A 20,200-nucleotide genomic window follows, 5' to 3' on the forward strand; every position below is an offset into this window, starting at 1 on the left:
CTAATGTTTCCTCTATCTCTTAGTACAGATGTTCCTGATACTTTCCGTCCATAACATCTTTCAGATACTGACCGTACTGATTCTTCTTCATGACTTCGTATACTTCCATCAACTCATCTTTACTGATCCAGCCGTTCAGGTATGCAATCTCCTCCAGGCAAGCAATCTTACGATGCTGATGCTGCTCCACGGTCTTGACAAAATTGGTCGCATCCACCAAGCTCTCATGTGTACCAGTATCCAGCCAAGTAAAGCCCTGTCCCAGCAGTTCCACATTCAGAGAACCATCTTCCAGATAAATGCGGTTCAGATCCGTGATTTCCAGTTCACCACGCGCAGATGGCTTCAGATTCTTTGCAAACTCGACTACACGATTGTCGTAGAAATACAAACCTGTGACGCAGTAATTGCTCTTCGGATATTCCGGCTTTTCCTCGATAGAAATAGCCTTTCCATTCTTGTCAAACTCCACAATGCCAAAACGCTCCGGATCATCGACATAGTAGCCAAACACAGTTGCTCCCTTGTCGTTTTCAGCGTTCTGAACTGCTGCCTGCAAACGCTTTTTCAGTCCATGGCCGGCAAAAATGTTGTCACCCAGCACCATAGCCACAGAGTCGTTGCCAATAAAATCAGCACCAATAATAAATGCCTGTGCCAGTCCATCCGGGGAAGGCTGAACAGCATAGGTCAGGTTCACACCAAACTGGTGACCATCGCCGAGAAGATTCTCAAAGCGAGGTGTATCCTGCGGTGTGGAAATAATCAAAATATCACGAATGCCAGCATTCATCAGAACAGACATCGGATAATAAATCATCGGTTTATCAAAAATCGGTAAGAGCTGCTTACTCGTAACCTTTGTGAGCGGATACAGGCGAGTGCCTGATCCTCCTGCCAAAATAATACCCTTCATATCTACTTTCTCCCCTTCGCTATCTCTTAATCTCTCTGGAAAATGTCGCGCGTATAAACTTTTTCTTTCACATCATCCAAGCACTTGTCATATCGGTTTGCGATGATGGCCTGACTCTGCTTCTTAAACTCGTCCAGATCATTTACGACAACGGAACCAAAGAACTTCTCGCCATCCTTCAAAGTCGGCTCGTAAATGATGACAGTTGCCCCTTTTGCCTTGATGCGCTTCATAACGCCCTGAATAGAACTCTGGCGGAAATTATCGCTGTTGCTCTTCATGGTCAGGCGATAAACACCAACCACGACCTCTTTTTCCTTGCTCTCATCCCAGCTATCATTTGCCTCATACGCACCAGCAATTTCCAGGACACGATCTGCAATGAAATCTTTACGGGTTCTATTGCTCTCCACGATAGCTTCAATCAGGTTCTCCGGCACATCAGCATAGTTTGCTAACAGCTGCTTAGTGTCTTTCGGCAGGCAATATCCGCCATATCCAAAGGAAGGATTATTATAATGAGTACCGATACGAGGATCGAGGCAGACACCGTTGATGATCTGCTGTGTGTTCAGCCCCTTCATCTCTGCATAAGTATCCAGCTCGTTGAAATAGGACACGCGCAGTGCCAGATAGGTATTCGCAAAAAGTTTGACAGCTTCTGCTTCGGTAAATCCCATGAACAGCGTGTCAATATTCTCCTTGATTGCACCTTCCTGCAGGAGATCTGCAAAAGTGTGTGCTGCTTTCACCAGTCGGGCATTCTCTATATCGGTTCCGACAATGATACGGCTCGGATACAGGTTGTCGTACAGAGCCTTACTCTCACGCAGGAATTCCGGGCTGAAGATGATATTATCGCAGTGGAACTTTTCACGAACAGAAGCAGTATAGCCAACAGGAATTGTGGACTTGATAACCATAATGGCTTCCGGGTTATTCTCAATCACCAGTTTGATGACCGCTTCGACTGCGCTTGTGTCAAAGAAATTCTTCTTACTATCGTAATTTGTAGGTGCAGCAATGACTACAAAATCCGCATCGGAGTATGCTTCCTTTGCATCCAAAGTTGCGGTCAGATCCAGTTCTTTTTCTGCCAGATATTTTTCGATATAGTCATCCTGAATAGGAGACTTCCGGTTGTTAATCAGCTCAACCTTTTCCGGGATAATATCCACAGCCGTAACATGATGGTGCTGGCTCAGCAGCGTAGCAATGGAAAGGCCAACATAGCCGGTACCGGCCACAGCAATTTTCAAATCTTTAAATTCTCTCATTTTTCTATCCTCTAATTATTTATAAAACTCTGCATACCACTCAGCGAACTTCCGCAGACCAGTTCTCAAATCAGTACTAGGCTTGTATCCGAAGTCACGCTCCAGTGCGCTAGTATCTGCATAGGTCACAGGCACATCACCCGGCTGCATCGGAACCAGTTCCTTGTGTGCCTCGAAGTCATAATCTTCCGGCAGAACTTTCGCTCTTACTAACTCCTCACTCAGAATCTGCACGAAGTCCAGAAGATTTTCCGGGTTCTGATTGCCAATGTTGTAAACTGCATACGGCGGAATCGGCAGACCGTCCTCACCGTTCTTCTTGTCCGGTGCTTTCTTCATCACACGGACAACACCCTCAACGATGTCATCCACATAAGTAAAATCACGCTTGCAGTTGCCATAGTTGAAGATTTTGATAGTTTCACCCTTCACCAGCTTGTTGGTGAATCCGAAGTAAGCCATGTCAGGACGGCCTGCCGGACCATAGACCGTAAAGAATCGCAGACCAGTGGAAGGAATGTTGTAGAGCTTGGAGTAGGCATGTGCCATCAGCTCATTGGATTTCTTGGTAGCTGCATAAAGGGAAACAGGATTGTCAACCTTATCATCCGTGCTGTACGGAACCTTCTTGTTGGAACCATAGACGGAGGAAGAAGAAGCATACACCAGATGCTCTACAGGGTTATGACGGCAGGCTTCGAGGATATTGAAAAAGCCGACCAAGTTAGATTCCACATAGGCATCCGGGTTGGTGATGGAGTAACGCACACCAGCCTGTGCTGCAAGGTTGACGACCGCAGACGGCTTGTACTTCTCGAACAGCTCTGTGATCAGCTCCTTGTCGGCGATGTTGCCTTTGACAAAGGTAAATGTGGGATACTTGGCCAGCTCGTTCAGGCGGAACTTTTTGAGTGCCACGTCGTAGTAAGCATTCATGTTGTCGATGCCGATGACCGTAGCAGAAGGAGCCTCCTGATAAATTCGTTTCACAAGGTTGGAGCCTATGAAACCGGCTGCACCTGTGACTAAAATCGTTTTATTATCTAAAGTAACTGTGCTCATATGTATTCCTCCATTTTTGTTAACTTCCTAATCTATGTACATATCTGCTCTTCACAGATAGTGTTTTTCTCTAATTTCCACTGTGTGATAACCACGCGGCTAAGTGTTTTCTTATACTGTCGTATCCAACTACCCCAGCAATCATATTTCCCTTGTTTTCTACTCCATAAAACATCCGTTGAGTACACTCGTCTCTATTCCTCTATAACCGAAGTGATGATTTATACAGTCGAGCCCCGTATACCCTGCAATGACGTTTTTTCTAAGTGTTGGATTGTTGAATCGAACCCTGTCGGTGCATGAGTTTTATTAAAATTGTACATATCATTCAATCCAATTCTCGCCATTCATTGTTCACCATGAACAAATCATTCACTTCAACCACTCAAAACATGTAATTATCATCACCATTCATGCTCTACTCAACAGCTGTTTTTTGAAGTAGAAATCATCTGTTTTTCTCTATTTTTCATAACTCAACAAACCGTTATGATGTAGGTGTCATTAGCGGGTCATATAGTGTACTCAACAGCAGTTTCAGACGTTAATGATAAACTCATGGATTTTTGTTGTTTTCTCCTGTTTTCCGCCATTTCTATGATTCTTCTGAAAAAGATGTGCCAATTTTGTGCCACAGGGGTCAAAAGTTTAGCGTTTTGTATAAATATCTCGCATTTATAGTTCATATAGTTGTGAAATACAACCAATTTCAGTACCCTATATAGTGTACAAAACAGGTTCTTTTCGACTATGCTACGTCAATGCGGTTTGTTGAGTAGACATTTATTGGTATATGTTATTTCATTCTCTATATCATTTTATTTTTATAACTTCGAATACACCCCACACCCCATCTCCGATGCAGCATGGTTCTTTGGCGACGCCTGCGTAGGGCCGCCTGGCGGTATTCAACCGGAAAGGGTGCGTCGCTGGCGCGCCCTCTCTTACTGATTTCTCAGTATTTATATAAGAGGCATTTCTGCCGCTTACTGACTTTATTAATTTCAAGCCTGGTAACATTTCCGTTAGTTGTTAACTTCTGAATCGGATAGCTCCGTAACGGATTCCGTTAATCAATTGCTGTATTGCCGGAATTTTTCCCGGATGTTTTCTGATTTCTCCGGAAGCTTTCCTGGCATTTCGTCCCCAGATTCCGGGCGGCGTTCAGGAAGCGGTTGACCTGGTGGCCGTTCCGGCAGATAAACAGGCTGCCCTGTTTTTTTCCGGGGGAGCCACAGATAGAACAATATTTTTCGGTTCCGTCGGCGCGCAACTCCAGTACCAAGATTCCTTCGGCCCAGGCTTTGTATTTCAGGTAATTCCGGATGCGGATACTTAAGTGAAGCGGGGAATAATTTCCGCTTCTGTACATGGATATCCTGGAAAAATTTTCTTCATATTCCGGTAATACGATGATTCCTGCCTGGTTCTTTTTGCAGAATTCTATGATCTCTTTGCTGGCCTGGTGAGCGTAGTGCTCGTTCAGGTGCTTGAGATGCATGTAGTATTTTCTGTTTGGCTGAGTGACATTGTCTTTGTCTGTATAGGTTTTTGATGTCTCTATTTTTTTCAGCAGTTCCCGGCAGTGATGGCGGTAGGACTTTCCTCCGCTGCAGTTTTTCATTGCAAGGGGAATGGACTGTTCATCCAGGACTGTGCATACTGCAAAACTGTCTGTATTGGTAAACCGTACACTGCATAGCCTGGTGCCTTCTTTCATCCGTTCCTTTGCTGTTCTTGCATCGGAATTTTCCTGCTTCACAGGCACGTGGAACATCAGCCATTTTTCTTCATGAACCAGTGTTGGAGAAAGGATTGCTACTTCTTTCGGGAACGGTCGTCCTGTCAGACTGCATTCTGTCCAGATCCATTTCTTTCCATTCCAGAGTTTTAAAACTACGGATGTGTCCGTAAGGTCTCTGTACATTCCTTTGAAAAAAGTAATATTTGCATCAATCTTTTCCGGAAAACTTTCTGCTCCTGCTGCTGTTTTTACTGCCATTGCAGCTTTGTTCATGGCAGATCTCCGAAAATATACGGGGAGTTTTCCGCCTGGCGGGATGTATTTGGGTACTCTTCCGTCTTTTCCGGGCACAGTCAGTTTTTCCAGCTGTCCCTGGATAGCGAGCAGGTTTTCTTCCCAGAGGTCTTCCCGGTCTTTGAGCAGTTCATAGTAGAAATTCACTGCCTCCCGGTATAAATCCTCTGTTGCTTCGATCATCTGCTTTTCAGAACAGAAGAGACGCATCCGCCATGTTCTGATACTGTATCCTGTTTTCATGGCACCACTTTCTGCTGTCTTTGTCGCTTAATATCTTCATAAGCGACAATATTGCAAAAAAGCCTCATAATATGCAGTTTCTGTATCTGACATATCATGAGGCCTGACCACTTATTGACACCTAAAAGGAATTTAAAATAAGAAAAAACATTGAATTTAAAAGTATTTGCATAAAAGACAAGTGACCATTATCCATGACCACTAATGAGATTTTTGAGGATTTATGAGCTTTTTTTAGATTTTTGCAAGTCGATATTTGACATAACATGTACATAAAGTGGCATTATTTGTACATTCAACAAGGTTTACACGCCTTGACAAAGAAAAAAGTCAATGGTATCATTACTTGAGGCTGTAAAAAGTGTCTTTTTAAGCCTGTGACTTATGAAGATAATTAACGACATCATCCTATAAAAAAAGGAGTTCCGCACAACCTTTCCGTCGTGCAGAACTCCTTATTTTTTATCTTGATTTACTGGACACGGTACATACTTGCAACGCGTTTTGCGCTGTATCCCGGTACTTTTGCTTTCCAGTTTCCTACTTTGCTGTTCAGCACATTTCCTGTGTATTTCAGAGAGGATGTACTGTCCATGTTTCGGAATACATTGAAAACTGTTTTCTTCTTACCTTTTGCGTCTTTTAATCCAAGTGCCAGACCCTGTGCTACTTCGTGAGCTTCATCCTGATAGCTTCGGATAATGAAAGCATCGATCATCGGGTTGCAGGCTGCTTTATAATAGGCAAGTGCCATGGATGCTGCCTGGTTTGCCTGTCCGCCGAAGGAAGATGAATAGCCCTGCTCAGACAGAATAACACGGGTTTTGGAACCATATCTGCTCTTTACATAGTTCGTCAGTGCCTGGATATTGTGCATGGTGATAAATGTTGCAGTGTTTGCATCGTTTGTAAGAAGCGGTGCATTGACGCTGGACCAGAACTGTGATTCTGTCAGCGGCTGGCTGTATGCGTGGTAAGCCAGGTTCCAGTTGACGCCTTTCTGCAGCTTGGATACTGTGGATGCAAAGGTATCCAGCGTAGCTTTGGATGTATAGGCTACTTCAAAGACGTTTTTCTGTCTCCAGCAGTTATCCAGGCAGATAAATACCTTGGAACTTGCGCGGCTGCTCCGCACTGCATTGTACAGACAGCGGAATGCTTCGCTGTACATGGATATATATTTGGAAAAGCTTACATTTCCCAGATAATAATAGCCGCTTGCAGTGTTGATCTCATTGCCCAGGATCCAGTTGCTTACATAGCTGTAATTATCACCTAGTATAGCTCCCAGATAAGCAAACATCGCTTCCATGGTCTGTCTGGAACTGCTCTTTGATGTATTCCATCCATAAAAGGCTGTTCTACCATACGGGCTGTTTCCTGTGATCACACTCTGCGTATTATAGCTCTTGTTCAGATTGATCTGAGCAGTTACCTGTATGCCTTTTGCATTGCATTGATGTATGAATTCACGGATTGAATACAGTCCTCCAAAATAGTATTTCTTTCCATTGTAGGTATAGGGCTGATAACCTGCGTCAATGATATCTGAAGCATAAATATTGATAAATACTGTTTTTGACTTGGTATCTGTCACCTCATGCATATTGGTGGACTGAATACCTTTCTTTGTCTTTGGTACAAAATATGCTTTCTGGTTGGAGGCCAGTTTTTCCGGACTGCTGACATAGCTCTTGCCGCTGATCAGTGCCCAGGCTGTTTTTGTTTTTTTGACTGCAATGGCGAATTTACCTTGTGCATATTCGGGATTTTTGGAAATATTTACCTTCAGAGTGATCTTACGGTTTGAAGTCTGCGGTTTTGTTATTTTGGCTGCTGCTCTTTTTACTTTTCCGGTATTGGAATCTACATATACAAGATAGTAATAGCTGTCGTAGCTTCTTACATATTTAGGAACTGTTGCAGTCGCTACGATTGTTTTTGCTCTGAGACCTTTTACCGAGGTTAATGCTGCTGCCTTCGAAGACGGGCTTACCTGTGGAGTCCATCTTGCGTATAAGGTCAGGGAACCTTTAGAACCTTTTTTTATGGTGCTGATCTTTGTTTTATATTTACTGTCTTTGTACCATCCAACAAAATGATAGCCTGAACGGGTTGGATTTTTCAGCTTTATCTGACTTTCGATAGTGTAGGTTTTCGGATTGGAGGCATGATTTTTTCCGCCATTCAGCTTATAAATAATTTTATAGGAAGCATTTTTTGTCCAGATCGCATATAATCTGACTGTGATCTTGTCATCCTCTGCTGACGCTTCTGCTGCCGGATTAGCTTCCAGACCTGTATCGCTCTGCTGATCCAGTTCAACGGGCTGCGCTGAATCTTCTTCAGCCAGCAGTTCCTGTGCTGTATCCTGAGCTTCGGCTATATCTTGGACCTCACTCTGCACTTCCGGTGCCTGAACATCCTGTACAGATTCCAGTTCGGCTTCTGCCTCATCTGCTGAATCTGCCAAGTTCACAGTACTGTCCGCTGATTCCACGTTCTGGGTCTGCACTGCCGTACTGCTTTCCTGCAGAAGCTTGCTGATGGATGCTCCCGGTTTGTATGCAGTTCCTTTTCCATCTGCTTTTGTGTTCCATTCTTTAAATGTGTAGCCGCTTTTTTTCAGTGCTGCAGGAGCTTTCGCCGCTGCAGATGCTGAATTGGAAACTGTGTAGGATTTCACCAGTTTTCCGCTGCTGTACAGCTGAATAAGATAATCCTGTACAGCTTCTCCCTCCATGACCATCTCCGGTACATCAGACAGATCAAGTTCGTTATTCTCTTCTGTCACTTCTTCTGCGTCTGCGCTGTCAGCAGCATCACTGTCATTCGTCAGCTCCTCATCATCAGATCCAAAATCCTGATCTTCTGCGGGTTCTGAGTCCTCGGTCTCGTCCTTTACGATCTCATCCGGTTCTGTCACAGCATCGTCCGCAGTGTTCTCATTTTCTTCCATATTGTCTGCAATTTCCTCTGCAAAACCCTCGGAAGCTTCCTCTGCACTTTCACTGGAAAATTCTGCTGCCCATAATGTCTGCGGCAGGCAGGACGGAGCCATCATAGAAACGGCCAGTGCTGCTGCCATCACTTTTTTCCATTTTCTCATTCTTTTTCTCCTTCTTTCCTTTACAGTCCTGAAATAGTGTCGATTCCAGAAACTACTTTTCCTTTATTTCCAGTTCATTATATCACAGGAAAAAAACAGAAACCACGACAAAAAATGCCTCTGGTTTCTGCCAATCCTGCCTGTACTCTATAAAGCGATCCGTTCGAAAAGTACTCTTACTGTACCGCCGCAGATCATTCCCAGATCTCCAACTCCCTGGCCCAGCTCATAGGTACGTGTCTCCACATTTCGTACATTTACCGCATGCTTTGCAGCTTCAAACTCCACTTTTCCGCCGCCGATGCTGCCTGCACTCCTTCCGTCTGAAAACACGAACATTTTACTTCCGGTTCCTCTTGGAGAAGATCCTTTTTTCTCAATAATTGTAATCATGGTTCCCGAAACGCCGCAGCGTACAGCTGCCTCCACAGCTTCATCACAGTAGGTACGGAAATATCTGTTTTTCTCCTGAACGATCTCTGCCATGATGCTGACCGCGATCTCTGCCGGCATCTGCCCCCCGATGGGAAGTCCGATAGGCGCATGGATCTGGTCCAGTTCTGTTTCGGTAAAACCCTCCTTGAGAAGCTTTTCCCTGGTGATCCTCACCTTTGTCCTGCTTCCGATCATTCCGAAATAGGCAAAAGGCCGTTTCAGGATCTGTCTTGCACAGGTGGAGTCTCCCAGATGTCCTCTTGTTACGACTACATAATAGGCATTTTCATATGGTGGGATTTTTTCGGAAAGCGTTTCAAAATCGCCTGTGATCCGCTCATCTGCCTGGGGAAAACGCTCTTTTGTCACAAAATCCTCTCTGTCATCCATCACAGTTACATGAAATCCGAGAAGCCGTCCGATCTCTGCAACAGGCTGGGATACATGACCACCGCCAAGGATGATCAGACGGGGATTTTTTTCGTAGGTTTCCACAAAGATTTCCTGATCTTTGGCTTTCACAACTCCTGTTCCTGCTGCCTGAAATACCGCATTTTTCAACACTTCTTTTCCTTTTTGCAGCAATGCATTTTCTGCGGTGCCGGAACCTTCGAAATAATCTTCCTCTGCCAGATATTTAAGGCCTGCGTTCTCTCCGTTTAAAAATATTCCTGTTTTTACCCGTCCTTTTTTTTCTACAATATCATATATCTTCTGATACATCTTTTCCATCCTCTCTTTTCAGCAATACCGCTCTTACAGCACTGATGCCTATTCTTCCTCTGCGATCTCTTTCACAGCTCTCGCCGCCTCGTCTACCTCTTCCTCTGTATTAAAACAGGAAAAGCTGAATCGCACAGCTCCTGTTTTCTCTGTTCCAAGAGCCTGGTGCATCAATGGTGCACAGTGACCGCCGGATCTTGTACTGATACCGTAATCTTCACCAAGGATCATACTAAGCTCGGAAGATCCCATACCCATAATATTCAGTGTTACGACCGGCGAACGGTCCTTCTGGGAAAAATCCCCGTACACAGTCACCCCTGAAATTGTTTTTACCTGTTCATAGAATCTCATCATCAGATCCTGTTCCCGCTGTCTGATCCTGTCAATTCCGGTTTCCTGTATCCATCCAAGTGTCTGCACGAAGTCCTGCAATACCATGGCTGTTCAAAGTTCCTGCCTCCAGTGCTTCCGGCATATCTGACGGATGTTCCTTCTGAAAGGTAAGTATCCCGCTTCCGCCGACTTTCAGAGGTTCTACCTTCACTCCAGGACGTACACAGATTACTCCTGTTCCCTGCGGTCCCATCAACCCTTTATGTCCCGAAAAACATAAGATATCAATCTGGTCTTTTTTCATGGAAATCGGAAAAACTCCTGCTGTCTGTGCAGCATCTGCAATAAATAGAATATCATGTTTCTTCGCGATCTCACCGATTGCATGAATATCATTTCTGTTTCCTGTAAGATTGGATGCATGTGTACATACGATCACCTTTGTCTCCGGCCGGATTGCAGCTTCCATATCTGTAAGGGATATCCTGCCCTTTCTGTCAGCCGGAAGAACTGTCAGCTCCAGACCTTTTTTTTCCAGGGCATAAAGAGGGCGAAGTACACTGTTATGATCCATCTCTGTTGCAATAGCATGGACCGGACCATCCCCTGGATGCAGAACTCCGAACAATGCTGTGTTCAACGCTTCTGTGGCATTACTAGTAAAAGCCACACATTCCGGCCCGTCTGCCTCAAACATTTCTGCTATCCTGCATCTTGTATCAAAAATAAGGTGCGATGCTTCCATCGCTTCTCCGCTGCTTCCTCTTCCGCTGTTTCCTGCCTGGTGCATGGCCTCCATTACAGCTGTAAACACACAGTCTGGTTTATGAAAGCTTGTGGATGCATTATCCAGATAAATCATCTCAAATCTCCTTGTGCTTTTTGTAAAAAAATCATATAATGTTTTGTGTAATTATTCACAAAAATATTGAACAATTACTGTTATTTTATACCATCAGAGGAGGTTTTCCAATGAAAAAATCATCTTTTTTCAAAAGCCTGCCATTTAAACTACTGGTTGCTGTATTCCTTGGTATTATCGCCGGTCTGATCCTGAATCAGTACAGCACAAACGGAATTTCCATGGCAGTTCTCAATATTGTCGTCACTGTCAAATATATCCTGGGACAGATCATCACCTTTTGCGTACCTCTGATCATCCTTGGTTTTATCGCCCCGTCCATCACCAAGCTTGGGAAAAATGCTTCTGTCATGCTTGGAGTTGCTGTTGTCCTGGCTTATGGTTCTTCCGTCGGAGCAGCACTTTTTTCCACTGCATCAGGATTTTTGCTCATTCCCCATCTTTCTATCCACTCCTACACAGCTGGCCTGAAGCAGCTGCCGGAAGTGATCTTTGAGCTGGAGATTCCGCAGATCATGTCTGTTATGAGTGCACTTGTTTTTTCTGTAATGATCGGACTTGCAGCCGCCTGGACAAAGGCCAGACTGATCACCGGTATCCTAGATGAATTTCAGAAGATCGTCCTGTCCCTGGTATCAAGGATCATCATTCCTGTGCTTCCTCTGTTTATCGGCTCAACATTCTGTGGACTGGCTTACGAAGGAACCATTACCAGACAGCTTCCTGTTTTCCTAAAGATCATTTTTCTGGTTCTGGCAGGGCATTTTATCTGGATGGCATTTCTGTACATTCTTGCAGGAGTTTATTCCCGTGAAAATCCTCTGGAAGTTCTCAGGCATTATGCACCGGCTTATCTTACGGCTGTTGGAACCATGTCCTCCGCAGCTACTCTGCCTGTAGCTCTCCAGTGTGCTTCCAGGGCAAAACCGCTCAGAAAAGATCTGGTAAATTTCGGAATTCCGCTTTTTGCAAATATCCATCTCTGCGGTTCCGTGCTGACAGAAGTTTTCTTCTGTATGGCTGTTTCAAAGATCCTGTACGGTTCTGTTCCTGCCATGGGAACTATGGTTATCTTCTGCCTGCTTCTTGGAGTTTTTGCGATCGGTGCTCCTGGTGTTCCGGGCGGAACAGTTATGGCTTCCCTTGGTATTATCACAGGTGTGCTGAAATTTGACAGTTCCGGTACAGCTCTGATGCTTACTATCTTTGCTCTGCAGGACAGCTTCGGAACTGCATGCAATGTTACAGGTGACGGTGCGCTGACTCTGATGCTTACAGGCTATGCCAAACGTCATCATATTAAAGAGCAGAATATTGATATTGATCTGTAAAATCAGAGCATAATATAAGTCCCCGCCTACTGCTTATTGCTTTTGGCAATAATAACAGCTGAGCGGGGATTTATTACTTTGGTCAGATGACTTCACAGGCTTTCTTTATACATTTACAGAACTCCCTGTGGGAATGCACTTTATTTACGGACATATTACCCTGGATGCCTTAGTAAGCTTCTCAGCAATAGTATACATGTTGGTAACAGTTCCTACTGCCGGTTCTCCCAGACCATAGAAGTTCACACAGGTTCCGCAGGTAAGGATTTCTGTTCCCTGCTCCTGCAGTGTACGAAGGTCTTCAATACATGGAGAATCCTTCGCTGTAAGCCTGGCTCCGCCATTGTAGAACAGCATCACTGCCGGCGGTGTTTCAAGCTGTGTCAGTGCATAGACAAAGCCTTTGATCAGAATACCGCCAAGCTCCGGATCTCCGTCTCCCATCTTATCAGAGGTAATACTTACAGTATAATCTCCCTGCGGTACTGCCGGTGCGCAGACGATCTCCGGCTCTGCTTCACTTCTTCCCTGTTTGTCAGATTTTACTACCATGCGGATTTCATAGCCATCCGCTGTTTTCTTTGATACAAAACTGCATCCTGTGCTTCCTGCAAGTCTGCTTAAGTTGTTCACTGCTGTCTCATTATCTACAAGGATCTGGATCTCATCATCCTGTTCTGCATGATCCAGTACTTTCTTTGTCATAACTACTGGAATCGGACACTGTTTTCCCATTGCATCTACTGTATGTTTCATGGCTTTCTCCTTTATCCTGAATATTTTGTATATTCTGTTCTTCTGTTATTACGCAGCTTAACTGTCCTGCGATTTATGTTTATTATTTCTCCAGGGCATGTGCCTGCCTGAATATCTCACACGCTCCTGTGTTTACACACCGCTCATGTGCACAGTCCATAAATGTAAGCTCTCTGTTCCCATCATCCTGAATTGTATATTCGCAGCATACGGTCTCACCGTTATTCATGGTACGGCAAAAACCGGAGATAAATTCCTCTTCTATTTCCATTTCCGTTCCTCCGCCGGAGCCTCTGCTACCTCAGAAGGTGTGATTTCCTCCAGCATTCTTGTTTCGTTATAGGCCTCAAACTGCTTCTCGATCCTGCCAAGAATATCTGCATACTGACAAAAAGCCTCTGCCAGCTCTTCCCTGTGTTCCGGAAGCTTCTTATAACAAACTCTGTGCTCCATACTCGCCCACAGATCCATGGTCATGGTACGAAGCTGGATCTCCACCGGAAAATATTCCATCGTATCCAGATAATATACCGGAACAGCAATGATCACATGAAAGCTCCGGTACCCGTTGGGCTTGGGATTCTTTATGTAATCCTTCTCCCGGATAAAAATCAGCTCGCTCTGTCTTTTCAGTGCATTTACAAGGTTATAAATATCATCTATGAAATAACAGATCACACGAATCCCGGCGATATCCCGGAGATAGTCCTTGGCGTTCTGTACACTGTCCGAATGTCCCAGCTTCTCCAGTTTCTTCTCAATACTCTTCTTAGCCTTGATCCTCTCCTGGATATTGTGGATCGGAGATACAGAAGATTTCTGATACAGGCTTCCGTTCAGTACTTCAAGCTTGGCCCGCATGATCTGACAGGCGTTCTGGTATGGCTGGATGCAATCATAATATTGTTCGTTTGTCATGAAAACCCCTCTTTCTCATTTGCTCACCATGGTCTTTATTTTACAAAACAAATGTGAGCATTCTGTAGTAAATTTCTAAGATTTTCCTGACTGATTTATGAAATTTCTATAAATCCTATTAGAGCGTGTTTAAAAAAGGCTTTCTGCAAGATGTGCGTCACAATTTGTGGGAGATTTTGTCCGGATGAGGGCGCCGTAGCGGGCTACGGCAACTGAATTCGGATAAAATATACCGCAAAGTGGGGCGTGCAGATTACGGAAATGATTTTTCAAACACGCTCTAGGAAAGCTTATGAATAAAAAGTCCGCTTCGCAGCTTCGGCTCAAACCAGGTGCTCTTCGGCGGCATCAGCTTTCCCTCATCAGCAATAGACATCAGCTCCTCCATGGAAGTAGGATACATGGCAAAAGCAGCTCCACCTGTCTCATCTGCAGCTGCTGCCAGATCTTTCAGCCGATGGTTGCCTCCCATAAAACGGATGCGTTCGTCTGTACGTGGATCCCGGATTCCAAGAACCGGTCCAAGAACTTTATCCTGAAGAATGGATACATCCAGCTGGCCTACGTTATCTTTTTCAGCATAAATATCCGGATATGCTTTAAGATGAAACCACTCTCCGTCTACATACAGGCCAAAGCAATGTTTCTCAACAGGTTTGCACGGAAAGCCCGGCATGGCCATTAATTCAAAGTTGAACTTCATGCTTCCAATAAAAGCTTTCGGTGTCATTCCTTTCAGATCTTTCACGATTCTGTGATACGGAAGGATCGTCAACTGGTCAAAGGGAAATACTACAGAGAGGAAAAAGTTGAATTCTTCTTTTCCCGTGTAATCCGGATGCTCTGCACGTCTTTTCAGGCCTACTTTTACGGCAGATGCTGCTCTGTGGTGACCGTCTGCGATATAAATGGATGGGATTTCTCCAAATAATTCCCGGATCTTCTGAAGTTTTGCTTCCTCATCTACCACCCATACCCTGTGTGTGATCTCATCCTCAGATGTAAAATCATATACAGGTGCATGTTCTGTTTTCCAGTTTTCCATCAGTACAAGAAGCTCCTCCGGATATCTGCATGCAAGAAAAATAGGGCCTGTGTTTGCATCGCATACATCCACATGGTGGATTCTGTCCTGCTCTTTTTCCTCTCTTGTAAGCTCATGTTTCTTGATCACGCCGCTTATATAATCATCAATGGAACTGACTCCCACGATACCTGTCTGGGATTTCCCCTTACGGATCAGCTCATATAAATAATAGTTCGGCTTCTTATCCTGGATTAAAATTCCCTCATCCTGAAATCTGTCCAGGTTCTCTTTTGCCTTCTCATAAACCTTCGGATCATAAAGGTCTGCAGCCGGATCAAGATCCATCTCTGCTCTGTCCACGTGGAGAAAAGATTCGGGATTTTTCTCTCCGATCTCTCTGGCCTCCTCCCTGCTCACTACATCGTAGGGAAGTGCCGCCACCTGTGCTGCCCTCTCCGGCGCAGGTCTCACTGCCCGAAATGCCTGAAATAAAGCCATGATGTTTCTCCTCTCATTTTCTGCTTGTATTTTCACTCCTGGAAATCTTCTCATCCCTTCGTGTTCTGTCACTGCTCTGCGTTTCCTGTCCGCCAGAGCCATCCTGACTATTTTAGCACATAGATATTTCCACTGCAATGTGGAAACTTCGCATATCGGTTTCTGTATTGATTTCCATTGTTGACTTTTTGCACTGCACACAGAAAGTATCGTCTGCTTCGCAAATCCACTTTATGCAAATTTCTACTTCTGCCTTCTTGTGCGCAGCGCAAGAAGTATCGCTTGCTTCGCAAGCTTAGTTTTGCATGTGAATCTTCTCACCTTGAAGTACCGGGTATCTTACAAGTGTATTTTCGTCCAGATCTTCATGGTTCATATCTACTGCTGATATCTGGTGGTTCTCATATGTCGTATAATAATAGATTCCCTTATCTCCGTTGCAGCAGGAAGTATAAAGGGTGATCTCATATTTCCCGGGCTCTACCTCACAGCAGCCTCTCTGCTGGTCCACAGATCCCAGAATGTGGAAAAACTGGCTGACACTCTCTGCTTCTGTATCCCCGGAAACAGAATGATCCCGAACAAATGCCACTCTGGCAAATCTGGATGCAGAAGAAAGATCTCCCGGCAATCCCAAAGCACCCATTCCTCGGCTGTATGCTTTCAGTTCAAGCTGGTCTGAAAAATGATTTTCCGGCTGCTTCGCTGAAAGATGCATGTAATTGTTCAGCATAAACATCTGCTGGTTAAAAGGCGGATTATTTGTAAGAACCCCTGCCGGATTGTCCCAGATATGAAGTCCGTCTGCCATGGCTTCTACTGTGATGGCTTCATTTTTATCTGCAATGATCCAGTGGAGCTGTGCACAGGGCAGCATTTCACTGAACGGAGTTTTTACCAGATTGATGTTGGCAAGAAGTGCTCTGGTCTCTTTTACTGTTGCACATTTCCCAAGGATCCAGGGGATAAATTCAAACTGAGCTATGTTTTCTTTTCCTTCTTCCACTTCATTATATACTGCATTTCCCACGAAATTCAGACCTGCCATTCCAAGACCTTTTTCATTGATCCCATCATAATAAAGCGGGTAATCCCCTGCCACATGTGCCATACCGATAATGGCATAATGACCGGAAAGGGTTCCCATATGTCGAAAGTTAAATACATAGTTACGAGGTGTAATGGTAATCTCATCACCATAGGAAAATTCATAATCCAATGTTCTTCCAAAATAGAAATCTTTTGTTTTATCAGGTTGCTGCTGTACACATAACTGATGTCTCCCTTTCTGTATTTGTAGATGATATCCTGTATTTTAATACTTCTGAAAATCAGGTGTCATGATCATTTTTTCTCCGGCTTTGTTTTTCCATTCAGCTCCGGCAGCACTGTAGCCAGCATGGTAAAAAAGCAGGCACAGCCACCTGCCAGATTGGATATCGGTTCAGCCCAGAACACACCGTCAGTTCCCAGTCCGTTTACATATGGCAGTAAAATAGTCAGCGGAACTACAATAAACGCCTTTCGAAGCAGAGAAAAAAATGTAGCTCTTTTTGCTTTTCCAAGTGCTACAAACACGCTCTGTCCTGTAAACTGCAATGCCATAAAACAGAATCCGAAAAAGTAAATATGGAGAGCCGGAACTCCTTTTCGGAGAAGCTCCGGATCATTATTGAAAATACGGATAAAAAATTCAGGTGCCAGTTTCAGGATTCCCCATCCCGTAAATGTATAAACTACGCAAACAATGGTAATAAATTTGATTGCTTTTTTAATCCTGTCATACGCTTTTTCACCATAATTAAAACTCATCACAGGGGAAGCTCCATTAGTCAGACCCTGTACCGGCATGGTAAAAATATCTCTTACAGAATTAAGGACTGTCATAACTCCCACATAGATATCTCCACCCCATGTCTGAAGCGTGGCATTGCATACAATCTGAACCAGGCTGTTGGTAAATGCCATAAAAAATCCTGACATACCAAGACTTATGATATCTTTCACTCTTTTCCCTGAGATGATCATTGCGCTCTTTTTTAACGTCAGAACCGCTTTTTTTCCACAAAGGAAGCGTAACACCCACACTGCAGAACAGAACTGGGAAATAATGGTTGCTGCTGCCGCACCTCGTACTCCCATATGAAATACAAATATAAACAGCGGATCAAGTACAATGTTCAGCACTGCTCCGATAAGAATGGTGAGCATTCCCATATTTCCAAATCCCTGGCTGTTGATAAAGGGATTCATTCCCAGTGTGACCATTACAGACAGTGTTCCCAGAAGATAGATCTTTATGTAACCGGACGCATAGGGAAAAGTCACGTCACTGGCTCCAAATGCATAGAGAATCGGCCGATAAAACAAAAGTCCTGTTACTGTCAGGATCACTCCTGTTCCGATCAGCATCACAAATGTGTTTCCCATAAGCATCTCTGCTTCTTTTTCGTTTCCCCTTCCACGTTCCATGGAACAAAGCGGTGCTCCGCCGTTTCCAAACAGATAGGTAAAAGCAGTGATCAATGTAATAATGGGAAAACATAATCCCACACCCGTCAGTGCGGTAGCTCCGATCTCCGGGATCCTTCCGATGTAGATCCGGTCCACGATATTGTAAAGGAGGTTCAGAATCTGTGCGATGATCATAGGCACAGCAACCTCCATAATATTCCGATAGACATTTCCTGTGGAAAAATTTGTCTGATGTGTTCTCATTTCCATTACACCTTCCTTCTGCTGAGCATGCAGAAAGTTTTCTTTGTATTAAATAATACTATAGATGAAAATCAATGTAAATCTGTTTATTCCTCAATGATCGGAATAGTCATATTTTCGAAGGCTCTCTGCATCTGAGGATGACGTATAAGAAAATGGATTACCGGTGTCCTGTTTTTTGAAACAATAACCCATTTGCCCTCGTGGAGCAGAATCTGAATATTACGGTAAGCAGATATCTGGAGGATTGAGGCATTATAATTACTGTTTTTTTCTGCAAATTGTTTTGTCAGGATCAGATGCTCCTGATAAGTATCCCACGAATAAAATATATCCTTCTCGAAAAACAGGCCGGATAATGACAGTGCCGGTGTAAATTTCCGAAATTCTCTTTCAGAAAAAGCGGATATTTCATCAGATATTTCATCATGGGACAAAATATCAGAAATTCTTTTTTTCTGTTTACGTACATAGTCGATGATGGTATTCTGCTCATTCTCAGGAATATTATTATATTCAAGAATATTTTCAAGCAGTTCATCGGAAATCGTATATAATGGCAGGACTGAAAGAATTGCACGGCGTTTTCCTGATGTTTTTGAATCGGAAAGAAGGAAAGCCTCATACGCCTGTTTGGAATCCTTGAGAAAAATCTCCATAAGCGGAGTTGCCCTTGAAAGAAGATCCTCTGCCTGTTTTCGGTAGATAGCCAGTTCCTTTTTATTTTTGGTAAGATAATATATTCCGTTTTCGTGATGCCCCACGATTGCTTCACCGGAAAGAGCAGCAGCACCGGACACTTTCAGAAGATGGGAAAAAAAACGGTTCTGATTATCTTTTAAATAATACGGAGAAATCTGTCCTGTCATATACATCGGAATCCAGCCTTCCAGCCCGAGCATCATTTCCGGAAAAGTTCTGTTCAGATTATGTATCTGATATAGATGCAGCCCTTTCTTCAGCATCAGTGCCATTCCAAACATCCATTTTCTGGGAAATTCCGGATCTTTCGCCATTTCTTCCATAGGCATGTCACTGTACATGATAACAGATTCCTCAGATTTAGAAAGGACTGTAGCTTTCAGAAAATCCAGTTCGCTGTCCATTATCTCCTGAAGGCCATGATAAGTTCTGGAACCAGGTAACTGAAACGGTATGGAAGGTACTTTCAGTTCATCAAAACGGATTGTTTTTATATATTCATTCAGATTAAATTCATTCAGTCTTTTCAGAAAATCCGTAAGCGGATCAGTTATCTGTGAATTTCCGTTCAGAAGCCAGCGGATCAATATTGCATTTCTATCTGCTTCTGTTGAAAGGGCAGATATATTTACGCCGGTAAGTTCAGAAATAAGATGTATATCATTATCTGTTGAAAACCGGTGCACAAAATAACCTGAAATTTTTCTGCTGAAATCTCCTGGATCTGCAGGCTGACGTTTTCCGGAACGTATCCTGGAAAGATAAGAAGGATCATAATTCAAAGTTCTGGATAGCTCAGAGATACTAACGGAAAATATCATAAGCAAAGTGTTGAAATTATGACATAGTTTATCCATATCAGTAAAAACATCAGAAACAGATTCCCTAAAGAGCTCCCGGACAGTTTCTTCCGTAAAAGTAAGTTCCGGCTGTGACGCAGCCAGCTGGATAATTCCTGAAACCAGTTTGTCAAAATGGCCGGAGTCAGGAGCAGGAATTCGTTCCCCGGACCGATATCGGCTGATCGTAGCCGTAGAAACACCTGATGCTTCACTGAGTTCTCTGGCTGTGCAGCCGATCAGATCAATATAACTATTCAATATATCTTTAAAATCCACACTAATCCCCCCTGTAACCAATGTCATAAGTCTCTGCTGATTTTTACCAGATGTATACTGGTTTATTTTAACATACAGTACCCAGCTGATAAAGGGAGATAATTTCCGAATTGTCATTGACAGTTCGGAAA

Annotated in this window: 13 protein-coding genes and 4 pseudogenes; 2 read left to right on the forward strand and 15 right to left on the reverse strand. The window is 43.9% G+C overall.

The window, feature by feature from the left end; all coding sequences use genetic code 11:
- Positions 1-19: 19 nt before the first annotated feature.
- From rfbA to AC04Q4_RS04705, 7 genes and pseudogenes are all read right to left on the reverse strand, one after another.
- Positions 20-916, reverse strand: coding sequence for a glucose-1-phosphate thymidylyltransferase RfbA (gene rfbA, locus AC04Q4_RS04675; RefSeq protein WP_173737274.1), 897 nt, complete (start codon positions 914-916; stop codon positions 20-22).
- A 26-nt stretch (positions 917-942) separates the two neighbouring features.
- Complete coding sequence (locus AC04Q4_RS04680; RefSeq protein ID WP_274602623.1) at positions 943-2,193, reverse strand: nucleotide sugar dehydrogenase; 1,251 nt, start codon at positions 2,191-2,193, stop codon at positions 943-945.
- 15 nt (positions 2,194-2,208) lie between these two features.
- Complete coding sequence (locus AC04Q4_RS04685; RefSeq protein WP_173737273.1) at positions 2,209-3,255, reverse strand: NAD-dependent epimerase/dehydratase family protein; 1,047 nt, start codon at positions 3,253-3,255, stop codon at positions 2,209-2,211.
- Between the two features lie 1,069 nt (positions 3,256-4,324).
- Positions 4,325-5,536 (reverse strand): zinc ribbon domain-containing protein, encoded by a 1,212-nt coding sequence (locus AC04Q4_RS04690; protein ID WP_476388596.1) that lies wholly within the window; start codon positions 5,534-5,536, stop codon positions 4,325-4,327.
- Between the two features lie 472 nt (positions 5,537-6,008).
- Positions 6,009-8,645 (reverse strand): DUF5722 domain-containing protein, encoded by a 2,637-nt coding sequence (locus tag AC04Q4_RS04695; RefSeq protein ID WP_476388597.1) that lies wholly within the window; start codon positions 8,643-8,645, stop codon positions 6,009-6,011.
- A gap of 147 nt (positions 8,646-8,792) precedes the next feature.
- The gene (locus AC04Q4_RS04700; RefSeq protein ID WP_173737271.1) at positions 8,793-9,803 is read right to left on the reverse strand and encodes an XdhC family protein; all 1,011 of its coding nucleotides are present in this window, start codon (positions 9,801-9,803) and stop codon (positions 8,793-8,795) included.
- A gap of 48 nt (positions 9,804-9,851) precedes the next feature.
- Positions 9,852-11,001, reverse strand: a pseudogene (locus AC04Q4_RS04705) (aminotransferase class V-fold PLP-dependent enzyme).
- Between the two features lie 110 nt (positions 11,002-11,111).
- On the opposite strand from AC04Q4_RS04705, the gene AC04Q4_RS04710 reads away from it, so the two are divergent.
- Positions 11,112-12,332, forward strand: a complete 1,221-nt coding sequence (locus AC04Q4_RS04710; protein WP_173737269.1) for a dicarboxylate/amino acid:cation symporter — start codon at positions 11,112-11,114, stop codon at positions 12,330-12,332.
- Between the two features lie 144 nt (positions 12,333-12,476).
- Here the strand turns inward: AC04Q4_RS04710 and yedF are convergent, their stop codons facing one another.
- The 4 genes and pseudogenes from yedF to AC04Q4_RS04730 all read right to left on the reverse strand — a co-directional run.
- Positions 12,477-13,088 (reverse strand): sulfurtransferase-like selenium metabolism protein YedF, encoded by a 612-nt coding sequence (gene yedF, locus AC04Q4_RS04715; RefSeq protein WP_173737268.1) that lies wholly within the window; start codon positions 13,086-13,088, stop codon positions 12,477-12,479.
- Positions 13,089-13,170: 82 nt separating this feature from the next.
- Positions 13,171-13,359: a hypothetical protein gene (locus AC04Q4_RS04720; protein WP_173737267.1), complete on the reverse strand. Its 189-nt coding sequence runs from the start codon at positions 13,357-13,359 to the stop codon at positions 13,171-13,173.
- Positions 13,350-14,006: a GTP pyrophosphokinase gene (locus AC04Q4_RS04725; protein ID WP_476388598.1), complete on the reverse strand. Its 657-nt coding sequence runs from the start codon at positions 14,004-14,006 to the stop codon at positions 13,350-13,352. Before AC04Q4_RS04725 ends, AC04Q4_RS04720 begins: the two co-directional genes overlap by 10 nt.
- A 129-nt stretch (positions 14,007-14,135) precedes the next feature.
- A pseudogene (locus AC04Q4_RS04730) lies at positions 14,136-14,219 on the reverse strand (DUF6783 domain-containing protein); the annotation flags it as partial.
- Between AC04Q4_RS04730 and AC04Q4_RS04735 the strand changes: the two are divergent.
- Positions 14,196-14,306, forward strand: a pseudogene (locus AC04Q4_RS04735) (DUF6783 domain-containing protein); the annotation flags it as partial. The pseudogenes AC04Q4_RS04730 and AC04Q4_RS04735 overlap by 24 nt on opposite strands.
- On the opposite strand, the gene AC04Q4_RS04740 reads toward AC04Q4_RS04735, so the two are convergent.
- The 4 genes and pseudogenes from AC04Q4_RS04740 to AC04Q4_RS04755 all read right to left on the reverse strand — a co-directional run bounded on the left by AC04Q4_RS04740 (position 14,287) and on the right by AC04Q4_RS04755 (position 20,069).
- On the reverse strand, positions 14,287-15,531 hold the full coding sequence (locus AC04Q4_RS04740; protein ID WP_476388599.1) for a DUF1015 family protein: 1,245 nt from the start codon (positions 15,529-15,531) through the stop codon (positions 14,287-14,289). The pseudogene AC04Q4_RS04735 and the gene AC04Q4_RS04740 overlap by 20 nt on opposite strands.
- A 295-nt stretch (positions 15,532-15,826) precedes the next feature.
- Positions 15,827-16,802 (reverse strand): annotated as a pseudogene (gene bsh, locus AC04Q4_RS04745) (choloylglycine hydrolase).
- A 73-nt stretch (positions 16,803-16,875) separates the two neighbouring features.
- Positions 16,876-18,249: an MATE family efflux transporter gene (locus AC04Q4_RS04750; protein ID WP_334297442.1), complete on the reverse strand. Its 1,374-nt coding sequence runs from the start codon at positions 18,247-18,249 to the stop codon at positions 16,876-16,878.
- 86 nt (positions 18,250-18,335) lie between these two features.
- On the reverse strand, positions 18,336-20,069 hold the full coding sequence (locus AC04Q4_RS04755; RefSeq protein ID WP_476388600.1) for a helix-turn-helix domain-containing protein: 1,734 nt from the start codon (positions 20,067-20,069) through the stop codon (positions 18,336-18,338).
- Positions 20,070-20,200 lie beyond the last annotated feature (131 nt).

This window comes from Blautia sp. HA8986 (assembly GCF_056504635.1).